This is a genomic window from Qipengyuania huizhouensis (assembly GCF_019711635.1).
Lineage (GTDB): Bacteria > Pseudomonadota > Alphaproteobacteria > Sphingomonadales > Sphingomonadaceae > Qipengyuania > Qipengyuania huizhouensis.
In genome coordinates this window covers 13987-28946 of record NZ_JAIGNT010000006.1, presented here as the reverse complement: position 1 = coordinate 28946, position 14960 = coordinate 13987, and the positions used below count along the sequence as shown (strand labels likewise).

17 protein-coding genes and 1 tRNA gene are annotated in these 14960 nt (G+C 61.3%); 12 read left to right on the top strand and 6 right to left on the bottom strand.

Annotated elements, in window-relative coordinates:
• The first annotated feature begins 51 nt into the window (after positions 1–51).
• Positions 52–732 (top strand): polyamine aminopropyltransferase, encoded by a 681-nt coding sequence (locus tag K3180_RS07100; RefSeq protein WP_221539416.1) that lies wholly within the window; start codon positions 52–54, stop codon positions 730–732.
• Here the strand turns inward: K3180_RS07100 and K3180_RS07095 are convergent.
• Both K3180_RS07095 and K3180_RS07090 read right to left on the bottom strand, forming a co-directional pair.
• Complete coding sequence (locus tag K3180_RS07095; protein ID WP_221539414.1) at positions 729–1262, bottom strand: DUF1993 domain-containing protein; 534 nt, start codon at positions 1260–1262, stop codon at positions 729–731. The genes K3180_RS07100 and K3180_RS07095 overlap by 4 nt on opposite strands.
• 63 nt (positions 1263–1325) lie before the next feature.
• Positions 1326–2006, bottom strand: coding sequence for a GcrA family cell cycle regulator (locus K3180_RS07090; protein ID WP_221539412.1), 681 nt, complete (start codon positions 2004–2006; stop codon positions 1326–1328).
• Between the two features lie 72 nt (positions 2007–2078).
• Here K3180_RS07090 and K3180_RS07085 point away from each other — a divergent pair, with 72 nt between their 5' ends.
• Together K3180_RS07085 and K3180_RS07080 are read left to right on the top strand one after the other, a co-directional pair.
• Positions 2079–2984, top strand: a complete 906-nt coding sequence (locus K3180_RS07085; RefSeq protein ID WP_247710389.1) for an ABC transporter permease — start codon at positions 2079–2081, stop codon at positions 2982–2984.
• A 54-nt stretch (positions 2985–3038) separates the two neighbouring features.
• Positions 3039–3114 (top strand) — tRNA-Ala (locus K3180_RS07080).
• 103 nt (positions 3115–3217) lie between these two features.
• Here K3180_RS07080 and K3180_RS07075 read toward each other — a convergent pair.
• Positions 3218–4012, bottom strand: coding sequence for a DUF1499 domain-containing protein (locus K3180_RS07075; RefSeq protein ID WP_345719441.1), 795 nt, complete (start codon positions 4010–4012; stop codon positions 3218–3220).
• A 13-nt stretch (positions 4013–4025) separates the two neighbouring features.
• Entirely contained in the window at positions 4026–4484 is a 459-nt protein-coding gene (queF, locus tag K3180_RS07070) for a preQ(1) synthase (protein ID WP_425594520.1), read from the bottom strand.
• Between the two features lie 102 nt (positions 4485–4586).
• Here queF and K3180_RS07065 point away from each other — a divergent pair, with 102 nt between their 5' ends.
• The 9 genes from K3180_RS07065 (at position 4587) to K3180_RS07025 (ending at position 12892) form a co-directional block, all read left to right on the top strand.
• Positions 4587–5702, top strand: a complete 1116-nt coding sequence (locus K3180_RS07065; RefSeq protein ID WP_221539411.1) for a hypothetical protein — start codon at positions 4587–4589, stop codon at positions 5700–5702.
• A 36-nt stretch (positions 5703–5738) separates the two neighbouring features.
• Positions 5739–6572 (top strand): sulfurtransferase, encoded by an 834-nt coding sequence (locus tag K3180_RS07060; RefSeq protein ID WP_221539409.1) that lies wholly within the window; start codon positions 5739–5741, stop codon positions 6570–6572.
• Positions 6573–6574: 2 nt separating this feature from the next.
• On the top strand, positions 6575–7786 hold the full coding sequence (gene metC, locus K3180_RS07055; protein WP_221539407.1) for a cystathionine beta-lyase: 1212 nt from the start codon (positions 6575–6577) through the stop codon (positions 7784–7786).
• 2 nt (positions 7787–7788) lie between these two features.
• Positions 7789–8847 carry a mechanosensitive ion channel domain-containing protein gene (locus tag K3180_RS07050; RefSeq protein ID WP_221539405.1) on the top strand — a complete coding sequence of 353 codons (1059 nt, stop codon included), beginning with the start codon at positions 7789–7791 and terminating at the stop codon, positions 8845–8847.
• Between the two features lie 174 nt (positions 8848–9021).
• The gene (gene cobA / locus K3180_RS07045; protein ID WP_221539403.1) at positions 9022–9777 is read left to right on the top strand and encodes a uroporphyrinogen-III C-methyltransferase; all 756 of its coding nucleotides are present in this window, start codon (positions 9022–9024) and stop codon (positions 9775–9777) included.
• The gene (locus K3180_RS07040; protein WP_221539402.1) at positions 9774–10070 is read left to right on the top strand and encodes a DUF2849 domain-containing protein; all 297 of its coding nucleotides are present in this window, start codon (positions 9774–9776) and stop codon (positions 10068–10070) included. The genes cobA and K3180_RS07040 overlap by 4 nt, the downstream gene beginning before the upstream one ends.
• The gene (locus tag K3180_RS07035) at positions 10070–11701 is read left to right on the top strand and encodes a nitrite/sulfite reductase (protein WP_221539400.1); all 1632 of its coding nucleotides are present in this window, start codon (positions 10070–10072) and stop codon (positions 11699–11701) included. Before K3180_RS07040 ends, K3180_RS07035 begins: the two co-directional genes overlap by 1 nt.
• Positions 11694–12140: a DUF934 domain-containing protein gene (locus K3180_RS07030; RefSeq protein WP_221539398.1), complete on the top strand. Its 447-nt coding sequence runs from the start codon at positions 11694–11696 to the stop codon at positions 12138–12140. Before K3180_RS07035 ends, K3180_RS07030 begins: the two co-directional genes overlap by 8 nt.
• Positions 12137–12892, top strand: a complete 756-nt coding sequence (locus tag K3180_RS07025; RefSeq protein ID WP_345719440.1) for a phosphoadenylyl-sulfate reductase — start codon at positions 12137–12139, stop codon at positions 12890–12892. The genes K3180_RS07030 and K3180_RS07025 overlap by 4 nt, the downstream gene beginning before the upstream one ends.
• Before the next feature lie 40 nt (positions 12893–12932).
• On the opposite strand, the gene K3180_RS07020 is transcribed toward K3180_RS07025, so the two are convergent.
• Positions 12933–13838 (bottom strand): NAD-dependent epimerase/dehydratase family protein, encoded by a 906-nt coding sequence (locus tag K3180_RS07020; RefSeq protein WP_221539395.1) that lies wholly within the window; start codon positions 13836–13838, stop codon positions 12933–12935.
• Positions 13835–14956: a glutamate 5-kinase gene (gene proB / locus K3180_RS07015; RefSeq protein WP_221539393.1), complete on the bottom strand. Its 1122-nt coding sequence runs from the start codon at positions 14954–14956 to the stop codon at positions 13835–13837. Before proB ends, K3180_RS07020 begins: the two co-directional genes overlap by 4 nt.
• Between the last annotated feature and the right edge of the window lie 4 nt (positions 14957–14960).

Here is a 14960-nt window from a genome sequence, read left to right as displayed (position 1 = left end):
GCGCGCTATCGGGACGCGAGTTGAATATCCCGCCAGCCCGAAAGGCCAGCCATGCTCCCGCGTGAAACCATTGCCACTGCCGAAATTCCCGGAGGGGAGACGCTCACGCTGGTCAGCCACGGGCGCGATCATATCATCATGCTCGGGCGTAACGAACTGATGGGTACGCGCATGCAGTTCAGCGAAGAGCAACTCGCCGAACTCACCCTTGCGGAATTGAACAGGAAAGCGCCGCGTGTGCTGATCGGCGGCTATGGCATGGGCTTTACCTTCCGCAAGGCACTGGAAAAGACAAGCGAGGGCGCGCGGGTCGTAGTGGCCGAAGTCGTGCCCGAAATCCTCGACTGGGCGAAAGGACCGCTACAGCATCTCACCGGGGACACACTGGATGATCCGCGCGGCGATGTGGTGCTGTGCGACGTCGCGGCGCTGATCGACGATGCCAATGACGGAACCTGCGCCAAATGGGATGCGATCCTGCTCGATGTCGATAATGGACCCGACGGGATCGTGCGCGACGGGAATGAGCGGCTCTATTCGCGAACGGGTCTGGGCAAGGCGCGCGATGCGCTGAATTCCGGTGGCGTGCTTGCCGTCTGGTCTGCTGCGCCCGACCACAAGTTCCGCACGCGCCTGAAAGAGGCCGGGTTCAATGTGGAGGAGCGCACAGTCCGGGCACGCCCCAACAACAAGGGGCCGCACCACACGATCTGGTTCGCCAGAAAACCCTAGCGCTGGAACATTGGTCCGGCGGGGTTGCCCATGTAGTCCCGCTTGCCCAGCGATACGCCCTTCATGCGCAGGATGCCGTAGAATGTCGTCGCGTGAAACTGGAAATTGGGCATGTTGAAGCCGAGCAGGAACCGCTCGCCCGGGAGGGTGAAACGCGTTTCTCCACCGAGCACGAAATCGATATTCCGGTCGGCCAGCGCGTCGATTTCGCCCGGCGTAACCGATGCCATTCGCCGGTCCGCCGCGGAAATCATCTCGTGCATTGCGGCCCAATTGGTCGGAATATCCGTAAAGTCGGGCGTGAACGCGCCGCCAGCGAGCTGATCGAGCGCATAGCCGCTGTGCATCCAGCAGGCGCGTATATGCCAGGGTAGCGGCCACATATCCTCCGCCAGTCGGGCGTCGAGCAGTTCGGCATCGGAGCATGAACCGTCCGCGGCGAAGGCCTCGGCCTTGTCGACCAAGCCGGGAAGTGCCCCCAGCAGCTGGCGGATGGTGGGTACGAAAGCGGCGTGGAGGTCGAAAGCCATTAGGCACTCCGGTAATGAAAAGGGCCCGCCAGTTCAAACCGGCGGGCCCGATGGAAATCGCTTTTAGCGGACGCGTGGTCCGCCGAACGGAAGTGGCGGAGGAGGACGCCGCGCGCCGCGCGGCAACTGGGCCTGATAGGCCCTCCCGCAGTGCTCGACGCAATAGGGAAAGCCGGGGTTCACCGCCTCGCCGCAAAAATGGAAGTCCGGTTCGCCGGGATGGCCCATCGGCCACCGGCAGACCTTGTCTGACAGATCGAGCAGGCTGGTCTTGTCAGCGATGGAGGGATCGGGCTTGGCCGGAACCAGCCTGCGCGGCGGCGCGGGTGGAATAGGTGGCTGCTGGTCGCCTGGCCCCTGCCTCAGGAATCCGCCAGGGCCGACCGAAACGATCTTCGGGAGGTCGGGCGATCGGTTGGGCAACGGCTGCGAAGGATTGGCGCTGTCCGGCCTCGCCGCTGGCGGAGCGGCCGCCGGAGCGGCAGGTGCAGCAGCAGGGGCAGGTGCAGGACGCGGGGCAACCTTCTTGGCCACCGGCTTGGGCGTGGGCTTCGGCTTCGGCGCAGCTTTCTTTTTCTCGGCCGCCTTGACCGGTGAAGGGCGCGACTTGAGACCCAGCCTGTGAGCCTTTCCAATCACCGCATTGCGACTTACGCCGCCCAGTTCCTCGGCAATCTGGCTGGCGGTCGAACCGCCTTCCCACATCTTCTTCAGCGTCGCGATCCGTTCGTCGGTCCAGCTCATTACGAAATCCGTATCCTTCGTGTCCCCGCCTGCATCTTGCCAGCGGAAGTGCTTGGCCCTAGGCGCACGCCCATGGCCGATCAAGTCCAACCCGTTCCCGCTTCCTCTCAGAGCAGTGACGATGCCTCGTTCACGGAAAATCCGGGCAAGGGGAGGGGCAGTTTCCCAAAGCGGGGGGAACCCGTGATTACCGGGATCAACCGCGTGGGTTTATGGAGCCTCTATATTAAGGAGGTTCGCCGGTTTCTCAAGGTCCAGACGCAGACGATCTGGGCCCCTGCCGTCACGACACTGCTTTTTCTGGTCATTTTCACGGTCGCGCTGGGCCGAGAAGGACGAGAGATCCTGGGAGTGAATTTCGCCACCTTCGTCGCGCCCGGGCTGATCGTGATGGGCATGATGCAGAACGCCTTTGCAAATTCCAGCTTTTCGCTGCTGTCGGGCAAGATCCAGGGCACAATCATCGACCTGCTCATGCCGCCGCTTTCGACTGGCGAGTTGATGACGGGGATAGTCACAGCCGCAGTTACCAGGGCCGTCGCAGTGGGTGCAGTCGTGGCGCTGGCCATGGCGTTCTATCCAGGGGTGGATTTGTCGCTGGCGCATCCATGGGCGGTCGCGTGGTTCGGGCTGATGGGCGCGATCATGCTCGCGCTGATGGGGCTTCTTGCGTCGATCTGGGCGGAAAAGTTCGATCACAACGCCGCCGTGACCAATTTCGTGATAGCACCACTGAGCTTGTTGTCGGGTACGTTCTACGTGATCGACAACCTCGCTCCCACGTTCCAGATCATCAGCCGCTTCAATCCCTTCTTCTATGTCATAAGCGGCTTTCGCTTCGGTTTTCTCGGCCAGAGCGACATTGGCGATACCAACTCGGCCCTCGTGCAGAGCGCGATCGGGCTCGGTGTCTTCAATCTGGCCTTCGCCTTCCTGGTCTATCGGATCCTCGCTTCCGGTTGGAAAATCCGTAGCTGACCGGTCTTTTCTTGCACGGGACCATTCGCTAAACATCTGTTCCAGACCGGTTACGGGGCCGTAGCTCAGTTGGGAGAGCGCGTCGTTCGCAATGACGAGGTCAGCGGTTCGATCCCGCTCGGCTCCACCAGGTTTCTCGGAACAGGTTTCCGCGCTACTTCCTCATGATGTCCTCATCGCAGCCGCTGGTGGCGGAAGCGTTCAAGGACTGACTCGACCGTTGGTCAACCGGTTCAGCCGTTGAGTCGTGCCTTGATGGCATCGGACAATTCACGCAGGCGCGCGGCGTTGTAACCAAGGTCCGACAGGCCGACGCGGCTTACCGAGCGCAGGTCGATGACGCCGTCTTCGATTCTGGCCACCACGTCGTCCTTGAAGCCGAAAGCGAAGGTCTCTGCCGTTCCTTCGATCGTACCTGCCTGTACGTCGCTGCGGATGTCCTCCAAGCCAATGTCGCTCATAGCTGCCGCAACGAGCGCCATCGCCTGGTCGCGGGGAATGTCGAACGGGATTGGCCGGAGTTCGGGAAAGCTGTCCGCAATCACTTGCGCATGGCTTTTTCCGGCCAGAGGACTGTCTGCGAGTGCCTTCTTCCACGGTTCCAGCTGACCAAGCGGCGCCTGGTAATCGTTGAGCGGGTTCGCCCCGATTTCTTCCCGCTTGGCTATCGTGGCCTCGGAAAACGAGGGCGGGTTCAAAGTATCGGTGGCGACATCGTGGATCGGCGGCACGCTCGCGGCCTGGTTCGCCACCGAGACGAGGCCGGCCATCAGCGCCGCGGGAATGGCGAGTGCGAAGGCCGCTTTCCACCACTGATTTCGCGGACCCTTCCAGAGTACCAGCACGAGGGCGATCAAAGCTATCAGAGCAGTCGCGCCGATAAAAATGGGACCGATCGTGCGGACCATGGTGCCCAGCCCGGTCTGCCAGTCGATCACGCCGAATTTGGGTCCAAAGACCGCAACCGCAAACCACAGGAGCAGCGCAAGGGCTAGCCACAAGGCATACTTCGGCAGATTCGCAATCACGCGCTGTCTCCTCTCAACCTCTTCCACGATAGGACGAGACGCCCTGCTCGGGAACCCATAGCCCTTCCGGCACGCCGCCACTCTGCCAGAACACGTCGATCGGAATGCCTCCGCGCGGATACCAGTAGCCGCCGATACGCAGCCATTTCGGCTGCATTTCCTCGAACAATCGCTGGCCGATGCCCACAGTCACGTCCTCGTGAAATCCGCAATGATTGCGGAAGGAGCCCAGGAAAAGCTTGAGGCTCTTCGATTCGACGATTGTTTCACCGGGGGCATAGTCGATCACCAGATGCGCGAAGTCCGGCTGGCCGGTCACCGGGCACAAAGAGGTGAATTCGGGCGCGGCGAAGCGGACCATGTAAAGCTGACCCGAACGGGGGTTCGGCACGTAGTCGAGTTCGGCCTCCTCGGGCGAGGTGGGAAGAGGGCTGTTTTCGCCGAGGAACCTGGGTGTCACTGTGTCGCTCATGTCGCGCATCTGCCGCGAATGGAGCATAGGCGCAAGCCGGGGCTTGGAACTGATCGCTTCAGTGCCTATTCAGCGCGCCGACCCGATCAGGCTCCTTTGTCCATGCACATCCGTTTTCGCCTTCCCTTCGTTGCGCTCGTCCTCGCTGCGCCTGCCGGCCTGTCGGCACAAAGTGCGCAGGACTTCCAGTTGCCGCCGAATCCCACCCCGACGGCAAGCCCGCGCGTACAGGGTCCGGTCGATACCGAAAGCGGCAATCTGCCGGTAGCGCCGCGTGTAATCGGAACGCCCACGCCTTCGCCGACTCCAACGGCACGGTCGACGGCTGCCGTACCCACTCTGCCGAGTCCGACACCGACACCGGTGCCGACGAGGACCACCACCACTACTGGTACTCCCGCAGACCGTTCAGCGAGCACGCCGCGCCCTCAACCTAGTGCACTGCCTACCGCGCAAGAGCGTCTGCCGCTGGAACCGGGTGAAACTGCACCGATCGTGCCCGCACCCATTCCGACGGATGCGCCCGAAGAGCGAGAGAGTGTCGATCCCGCTAATGGAACGGCAACCGATGCTGCTTCCGTTGCCGAGTCTTCGGATGCAGGCATCAACTGGATATGGCCTGCAGTCGGCGGCGGATTGCTGGCCTTGCTCGGTCTCGGCTATTTCCTTTCGCAACGTCGCCGCAATGTTCCTCCACCGGAGATCGAGAAGCCCGTGGTTGGGAGCGGCGGCGGTCTGGCCGCGCCCACCGATCTTCAGATCCGAGCTGAGGCAATCAAGCTCACCCGGTCGGTGATGAACGCAACGCTGCATTATCGTGTGTCGTTGATGAACCGTTCCACAAAGGCGCTTTCCAATGTCGAATTCGGAGCGGACATCGTTTCAGCGCATGGCGGCGTGCCGGTCGAGCAGCAGGTTGCCAGTACTTCGCAGAGGCTGGAAAAGCGCCATACTTTCGATCGTATCGCCCCGGGCCAGAGCGTGCGCTATGACGGTCAGATCACCATTCCGCTGTCTCAGGCGCGCGTCATCCGGCAGGGCAAGGCTGCACTTTTCGTTCCGCTGCTGAGGGTCCGCCTTGATGGAGCCAGTGCAGAGCCTCTGGTCAAGACGTTCGTAGTTGGGCTCGGGATACCCGGTGGCGGGCGCGTCACACCCTTTCGCATCGACGAAGGACCTCGCAGCTACGAACCGATTGCCGCACGCGCGCTGGACTGAATCGACACCTCGGCTGGCGACCGCTAGCAAGCCGGGATGGAAATGCTTGTTTCGACCGAATGGCTTGCAGCCCGCCTTGGCTCGGACGATCTCGTGGTACTCGATGCGTCGATGCATCTGCCCGACACCGGACGCGATGCGGCGAGGGAGTTTGGGGAAGGTCATATCCCCGGGGCACGGTTTCTCGATCTCGCCAGCTTTATCGATACCGGTTCGGCAGTGCCCAAGGCCGTGCCGACGGCGGCGCAATTTGCCGAGCGAATGGGCAAACTGGGTATCGCCCCCGGGAGCCGTATCGTGCTCTATGATGACAGCGCGATCAAATCCTCCGCGCGGGCTTGGTTCATCCTGGACCGCTATGGCGAAGAGAAAGTAGCCATCCTTGACGGCGGACTAGCCAAATGGAGAGATGAAGGGCGCGAACTATCGCAGCGTAAAGTAGACCATGCACCCCGTCACCGGGAAGAGCCGGTGTCGCGCCGCGAAGTCAGGACCAGGGATGAAATGCTCGACAATATTTCCGACGGTGCCTGGCAAGTGATCGACGCACGCGATGCCGGTCGGTTCGAAGGACGCGAAGGTAGCGGGTCGCAGGGGCATATCCCGGGTTCGAGGAGCCTTCACTTCACGAGGCTGATTAATGAGGACGGAACCTATAAGAATATCGAAGCGATTCGCCGGGAATTCGAGGAGGCTGGCATCGATCTTGACGGGCCGATCGTGACCAGTTGCAACAGCGGAATGACGGCGAGCGTACTGCTGTTCGGGCTCGAACTAATCGGTAAGGAGGGTGCCGCGCTATACGATGGCAGCTGGATGGAATGGGGTGCCGACCCGGATACGCCCAAGGAACTCGGAAAGGCGAACTGACCATGGCGGGGGGCGGCAAGAAAGAGCAATCGCTGGCAACGCGTCTCGTGACGGGCGGGCGCTCCGGTGACTTCGCAGAACACGTGGTCAACCCACCCGTGTGGCGCGCGAGCACGCATTTATATCCCGATTGCGCCGCCTTGCGAGATGGTGTGAAGACCAATGAAGATGGACGTTTCTTTTACGGTCGTCGCGGCGCGCCTACGCAATGGGCGCTGGCCGAGGCGCTGACGGAGCTGGAGCCTGGCGCTCAAGGTACTGTACTCTATCCGAGCGGAGTGGCGGCGATCGTCGCTGCACTTCTGACGGTTTTACGCAGCGGCGACGTGTTGCTCGTAGCAGACAACGCCTACGATCCCACCCGGAACACCGCGATGGGGATGCTGAAGCGGTATGGTATCGAGCATCGTTTCTTCGACCCTCTGGACGTAGAGGCTTATGAGCGGGCGTTTTGCGAACGAACCAAGGCCGTCATGCTGGAAAGCCCCGGCAGCCTAACCATGGAAGTCTGCGACATTCCTGCGTTAACGACGATAGCTCGCCATAAAGGGGCAGTGAGCCTCTTCGACAACACCTGGGCGACCGGGTTGGGCTTTGCCGCGCTGGAACACGGCTGCGATATTACCATAACCTCGCTCACCAAGCATATCGGCGGTCATTCGGATCTCATGATGGGTGCCGCCAGTGCCGGTGAGCGCTGGCACCGTCGACTACGGCAGACGGCCCAGCAACTCGGACACGTCGTTTCCCCTGACGATGCGGCGCTGGCACTGAGGGGGCTCAGAACTATGGGCGTGCGTCTGCAGCACGAAACGACTAGCGCCCTACGCATAGCGCAGTGGCTCGCAGAGCGCGACGAGGTGGCCCATGTTCTTTGCCCCATGCTGCCTGGTGCGCCAGGGCATGAATTCTGGAAGCGCGATTTTGCCGGAGGCTGCGGCTTGTTCAGCTTCGTCCTCAAGGGGCGCGACGATGCTGCGCGTTGCAGTTTGATCGATGCGTTGAACCTGTTTGGTATTGGTTATAGCTGGGGCGGCTTCGAAAGCCTGGCTCTACCTTTCGATGTCGACCCGGTACGCTCGCAAATGGCATGGCCCAAAGAGGGATGGGGGCTTGAGGACAGGCTCGGTATTCGCTTATCCATCGGGCTCGAAGATACGGACGATCTTATCGCCGACCTCAAACAGGCCTTCACGGCAATGGATCAAGGATAGACGTGCAGGGCGAAACTTCACCAGCAGAGGCTCCAGGTTCCGAGGCGACTCCGGTCGAACAAGCATGGAGCTTGGCCGAGGATGCGCCCGAGGACAGTAGTGTCGCGGCGGCGGAGGGAATTCGGGAAGCCGTCAGCAGCAAGAACGAAACTGTCGGTTCGCTGCTGGACACGCTCGACGCCGTGGCACTGAGCCTGGGTGACATGCGCATCTCGCTTTTCGACGTGGTGATCGTCGCCGTCATCCTGATAGGCGTGCTGTTCTTTGCCTGGTTCGTGAGCAAACTTGCCCGCCGCGGGGTGCGGCGTTTCACGAAACTTGACGACACGCAGCAACTGCTCGCGGAGAAGATCCTCACGATCGTCATCTGGGCAGCGGCCTTCTTTCTCGGCATCGACCTTCTTGGCATAGATCTTACGGCCTTGGCCGTATTTTCCGGTGCCTTCGGTCTTGCGATTGGTTTCGGCCTGCAGAAAACCTTCGGTAATCTGATAGCCGGGATCATCCTGCTGATGGATAAATCGATCAAGCCGGGGGACGTGATCGCGGTAACCGACATGGCCGGCAACGAAACCTTCGGCCAGATACGCAAGATCGGCGTACGGGCAGTCTCTGTGACGACACGCGATCAGCGCGAATACCTGATCCCGAACGAAAACCTGATGATCAATCAGGTGGAAAACTGGTCCTATTCTTCGAAGAACGTGCGCATGCAGGTGCCTGTGGGCGTCAGCTACGAAGCGGACATGCATCTGGCCGAGGAGCTGATGCTCGAAGCTGCGAAAAGCTGCGAGCGCGTGCTCAAGGCACCGCCGCCGACAGTCTGGATGAGCGAATACGGCGACAATTCCGTCAATTTCACGATCCATTGCTGGATTCGCGATCCGGAAGACGGCGTCGGCAATGTACGTAGTGCAGTGCTGAAACAATTATGGTGGCTGTTCAAGGAGCACGGGGTCGAAATTCCCTTCCCGCAGCGCGACATCCATATCCGCTCGAGCGACCAGCTGGAGAGGTGGTTCGAGGCCATGTCCCGGCAAAAGGGCGAGACCCGAGACTAGCTTCAATTCGCCCCACATCGGGTATCGACACTAAAGCTCAGCTTCCGGCTTGCGCAGCGGCGATTTTGAAATATCGCCTTTCATGCGTGACAGCTTCGATTTCAAAATTCGATCTTCCGCCCCGGCTACTCATTCTGCTTGGCGCAATCGCGTGCCAGTCCGCAATTTGCAGACATGGCAAAGGATGGAACCATCTATCTCGTCGGTGCAGGACCGGGCGATCCCGACCTTCTTACCTTGCGCGCTGCGCGGCTTATCGAAGCTGCGGGTGTCATCGTCCATGACGGGCTTGTCGATTCCTCGATTCTCAGGCTTGCACATCCGCAGGCAAAACTGATTTCGGTGGCGAAGCAGCGTTCGAAGCACACGCTTCCGCAAGATGAAATCAACCGCCTCCTGATTGCGATTGCCCGCAATGGACAGGACGTTGTGCGCCTGAAGGGCGGCGATCCATTCATATTCGGACGTGGCGGAGAGGAAGCAGAGGCCGCTCATGCAGCGGGCGTATCGGTGGAGGTGGTCCCCGGTATCAGTGCAGCGAACGGCGCCGCTGCGGCCGCACAGATTTCGCTGACCCATCGCGATGCCGCTTCGATCGTCAGTTACGTGGCGGGCCAGTGCAAAGGCCCGGCCGAGCAGAACTGGGCGGGGCTTGCCGGCAAGGGGCGGACCCTGGTCATCTATATGGGCGTGAAAACCGCGCCGCAGATTGCCGAAAAACTGATGGCGGATGGGTTGTCCCCTTCGATGCCGGTGGCCGTCATCGAGAACGGGGCAAGGCCGACCATGCGCGTATTGCGGAGCTCTCTGGCCGGTCTCCCCGATCTGGTGGAACACGAGAATGTGGTCAGTCCTGCATTGATAGTGATCGGAGAAGTGACCGCACGCGACAGCGCGCTGGCCGTCGTTGCCCAGGAGGCTGTTGCATGAGGATTTTGACCGGCAACGATCTGAAAAGCGGTGAGGTGATCTGGTGGACCGGTAGCGACTGGTCGCTTCATGTGGAGGACGCCGCCGATGTTAGCGGCAGCGAGGAGGAAATCGCCCGGCGGGAGGAAGCCGCACGCCGGGTCAACGCGTCCTATGCGATCGACGCGGAGTTGCATGCAGGCAGCCCACGCCCGGTGCATATCAAGGACCGCATTCGTGCACTGGGGCCTACGGTGCGTCCCGACCTCACTCTCAAACCTGCCGATCCCGACATCGGCAACTGGGTGATCTGATGTATCTTTATGACCATTACGACCAGGCCATGGTTGATGCTCGCGTCGAGGAATTCCGCGATCAGGCACGCCGGCGGCTGGAAGGCAAACTGACCGAGGATCAGTTCAAACCATTGCGGCTGATGAACGGTCTCTATCTGCAATTGCACGCCTATATGCTGCGCGTCGCAATCCCCTACGGTACGCTTAACAGCCGCCAGATGCATGCGCTGGCTGACATCGCCGACAAGTACGACCGCGGGTACGGCCACTTCACCACGCGGCAGAACATCCAGTATAACTGGATCAGGCTGCAAGACGCTGCCGATATCCTGGCGGACCTCGCCAAGGTCGAGATGCACGCCATCCAGACAAGCGGCAACTGCATCCGCAACATAAGTTCGGACCATTTCGCAGGTGCCGCGGCAGACGAACTGGTCGATCCGCGCCCCTATGCCGAGCTATTGCGCCAGTGGTCGAGCTTCCACCCTGAATTCAGCTACTTACCGCGAAAGTTCAAGATTGCTGTGATTGCCAGCGATACCGATCGCGCTGCAATGCGTCTGCACGATATCGGTATCCAGATTGTCGAACAGGACGGCGAACTTGGCGCCGCATTCTATGTTGGGGGCGGGATGGGCCGGACTCCGATGATTGCGCCTTGCATCAAGGAGTTCGTCCCGCTCGACCGGCTGGTGACCTATGCCGAAGCCTGCCTGCGGGTTTATAATCGTGAAGGCCGGCGCGACAACAAGTACAAGGCGAGGATCAAGATCCTCGTCCATGAGATGGGCGCGGAGGAATACGCCAAGGCAGTCGATGCCGAATTCGAGCATATGCTGGACGAGGGCATCGAACCGCCTTTCGCTGAGTTGGAACGTATCCGCACTTTCTTCGAGGACCCTGCCTTCGATCAGAGCGCAAGCGAAGATATCGACCGTTCCGATCCGGATTTCGCGCTTTGGGTGGATCGCAATACGGTGGCCCATAAGGTACCGGGCTATGCCTCTGCGGTGATCAGCCTCAAGCCGGTTGGCGGCATTCCGGGGGATGCGACGTCCGAGCGGATGCGGCTGATGGCCGACCTAGCGGAGGAGTACAGCTTCGACGAACTGCGCGTCATGCACACCCAGAACATCGTCCTGCCGCATGTCCGCAAGGCGGATCTCCACGCGCTGTGGACCGCGCTGGAAGCAGCCGGTCTGGGCAGCCCTAATCTCGATACTGTCGAGGACATTATCGCCTGCCCGGGTCTCGATTATTGCAGCCTTGCCAATGCCCGCTCGATCCCGGTGGCGCAGAAGATTTCGGAGCGTTTTTCCGCCAGCGGCAAGACCGAGGCTCTGGGCCAACTCAAGCTCAAGATCTCCGGCTGCATCAACGCGTGCGGCCATCACCATGCAGGCCACATCGGCATCCTCGGCGTCGATCGGAAAGGCGTCGAGAACTACCAGTTGCTCCTCGGCGGAAGCGAGGCGGAAGATGTCAGCCTGGCCAAGATTACCGGTCCGGGCTTCGATGAAGCGGGCATCGTAGATGCGGTCGAGACTGCAGCCGATGTCTATCTGCGCGAACGCGAGGACGGCGAACGCTTCCTCGATACCTACCGCCGTATCGGCATGACCCCCTTCAAGGAGGCGCTTTATGGCTGACCTTTCGTCCGAAAACGACCGTCTGATCCGCTATCGCAAGGACGATCCAGTCGATCATGCGGCAGTGACTGTCGATTCCTTCCTCGACCAGTCTTCGGCCAGCGCAGTCCGGGTCGAGCCGGGTGATGATGCGCGCGAATTGATCCCCCATCTCGAACGCCTCGCTCTCGTCGAAGTCAACTTCCCCTCTTTCGGCGATGGGCGGGGCTACTCCTCGGCAAGGTTGCTGCGCGAAGCTGGTTACGAAGGCGAATTGCGAGCAGTCGGCGACGTGCTGGTCGATCAGGTTGCCTATATGCGCCGCTGCGGCTTCGATGCTTTCGATCCGGACGCACCGCTCGATCAAAGTGATGTCGAGGCCGCGCTATCGCGCTGGCCCGAGGTCTATCAATCGGCTGCCGACGCATCCACACCGATCTGGAACAAGAGGCACGGGTGAACGAACTGCGCGCGATAGACCGGATCGACACCGGGCCGCGGTTCAAGGAGCAGGATGCCATCCGGCTCAATCGCATGTTCCGCGGAAGCGATACGGACGAGTGGCTTGGTGCGGTACTGGAGGGCAACCTCGTCGGTGACATCGCCATCGTCTCCAGTTTCGGTGCCGAAAGTGCCGTGCTGCTCCATCTGGTATCGCAAATCGATGCTTCGGTGCCGGTGCTTTTCCTCGAAACAGGCAAGCACTTTCCTGAAACTCTCGCCTATCGCGACCTGTTGGCCGCGCGGCTCGACCTGAATCTCGTCAATGTCTATCCTGACTTGGAAGATTTGCAGGCGCGTGACGAAAGTGGTCTGCGCTGGTCTTATGACCCCGATGGTTGCTGCGAGCTGCGCAAGGTCCGTCCTCTCGAGAAAGCCTTATCCGGTTTCGATGCCAGCTTGACCGGGCGCAAGGCCTTTCAGTCTTCGACCCGCGCAAACCTGCCGCGCTTCGAAATCGACACGTCGGACGCGCAGGGCCGGTTCAAGATCAATCCGCTGATCGACTGGGATGCCGATCGCATCGCCGCCTATTTTGAAGAGCACGACTTGCCGCGCCACCCTCTGGTCGATCGCGGCTTCACTTCTATCGGCTGCTCACCTTGTACGCGCGCCGTCGCCCCAGGGGAAGACCCCCGCGCCGGTCGCTGGGCGGGCTGGGACAAGGTCGAATGCGGTATCCACAAACCGGGCGAAGAGCCGTTCCTGTAGCGGGAGATCAAGGGCACCGGGCAGCTTTGGCGCTCCCCGTTTAGAGCCAGCCCTCGTCTCTGTACCAGCGCGCGGTGGATGCCAGGCCTTCGGGACCGTCGATGCGCGGCGTCCAGATACCAGCTGGAACGGCGCGTTCCGGGCGGCAAACCCAGTCGGGATGGACGATGTATCCGACCCTGTCGGGAGTGAGCTTGGCCCGGCTCCCGCGGATCAGACGATCCGAGCGGGCGGCAAGCGCGAGCAGCACCTTGGGTAGGTGCGGAGCAAGGACCTTCTTCCCCACGGCGTTGCCAATCAGCTTTGCCAGCTCCCCGTGTTCATAGCCGCCGCTGCGTCCGTCGTCCGGTTCCAGTGTGGCACCCGTAGCGACCCCATCAAGAGCGAGCGCAAGCAGGCATTCTGCAAGATCGTCGACATGGATGAGCGATGTGTGACCCCTGGGCGGTACCGGTACGATGCCGTATTTGGCCGTACGGAACAGCTCGAACATATCCTTGTCGCGCGGGCCGTAAACTGCGGGGGGGCGCACGATGGTCCAATCGAGTCCGCTGGTTTCGACATAGGCTTCCGCTTTCGCCTTGGATGCGCCGTAGAGCGACAGCTTCGGTTCTCGTGCAGACAGCGAAGAGGTGAAAATGAAGCGCTTCATCGGGCTGGAACGCAGGGTGTTCAGCAGCGCAGTCGTACCTTCCACATTGGCGATCTCGAATTCTCGCGGGTCGGAGGTATTTGTCAGTCCGGCGACATGGACGACGCTGTCTACGCCTTCGACCAGTCGCGCCAGCGATGCATTATCGGACAGACTTCCTTCGATCCATGTCACTCCTGCGCGCGGCTTTTGCGCGCGGCGGGTCAGCGCCCGGACTTCCACACCCTGACGCGCTGCGGCATCGAGCACGGCCTGACCGACGAAGCCCGTCGCCCCGGTCAGGGCAATAATCATCCGCGCACCATATGATCGCGGTGAACAATCGCCGCACGCGGTGCGTAGCCAAGCCTCTCGGCCTGTTCTTCCTCGCGAAGGCCCAGAATGGCGCGGCATTCGGCGGCAGTATATTCGACGAGACCCTGGCCGAGCCGTTCGCCCTTGGCACCGAAGATCGCGACGAGGTCGCCGCGCCGGAAGTCGCCTTCCACATCGGTAAGGCCAGCAGCGAGCAGGCTGGCGCCATTCGCCAGCGCCTTGGTGCAGCCCTCATCTACGCTGAGCACACCGGCAGGGGCCAGCCGCCCCGACAGCCATGCCTTGCGCGCGTTCTCGTCACCCTGCGGAAGGAACAGCGTTCCGCGGTTGGCATTCACCGCCTCGGTTATAGGCGCATCGTGCTTGCCGTTGATGATGGCAAGCGCAATCCCGGCACGCTCGGCAATTCGCGCTGCCTGCAGCTTAGCCAGCATCCCGCCCGAGCCCAGGCCCGACGAGGATTCCCTTGTCGCCATGGCGATGATTTTGGGAGTGACACCCTCGACGATGGCGACGAGTTCTGCACCCGGCTCCTTCGGATCACGATCATATAGGCCGTCTACGTCGGAAAGGAGCAGCACGGCATCTGCCTGCGCTGCCTGAGCAACACGCGCCGCCAGCCGATCATTGTCTCCGAACCGGATCTCTTCCGTCGCGACACTGTCGTTCTCGTTGACCACAGGGATCGCTCCCGCCTCGATCAAGCGGTCCAGCGTTGCCGAAGCGTTGAGATAGCGCCGACGATCTTCAAGATCGCCAAGTGTCACCAGCATCTGGGCTGCGACGATATCGTGCCTGCCGAACATTTCGGACCACAGGCGTGCCAATTCGACTTGCCCTACAGAGGCCGCGGCCTGTGCATCGGCGAGGCTACCTCGCCCGCCTTTCGTCAGGCCAAGCCTGGCAGCGCCAAGAGCGATTGCGCCCGAGGACACCACGATCACTTGTGTCCCGCGCTTCCTCAGGTCGGCAATTTCTCCGGCAAGTGTCGCCAGCCAGTCCGACCGCGCCTCACCTCCTTCGATCAGCAACGCCGAGCCGACCTTGATCACGAGACGCTTTGTCCCGACGAGTCCGGAGAGTGTCTCGATTGTCATGCGG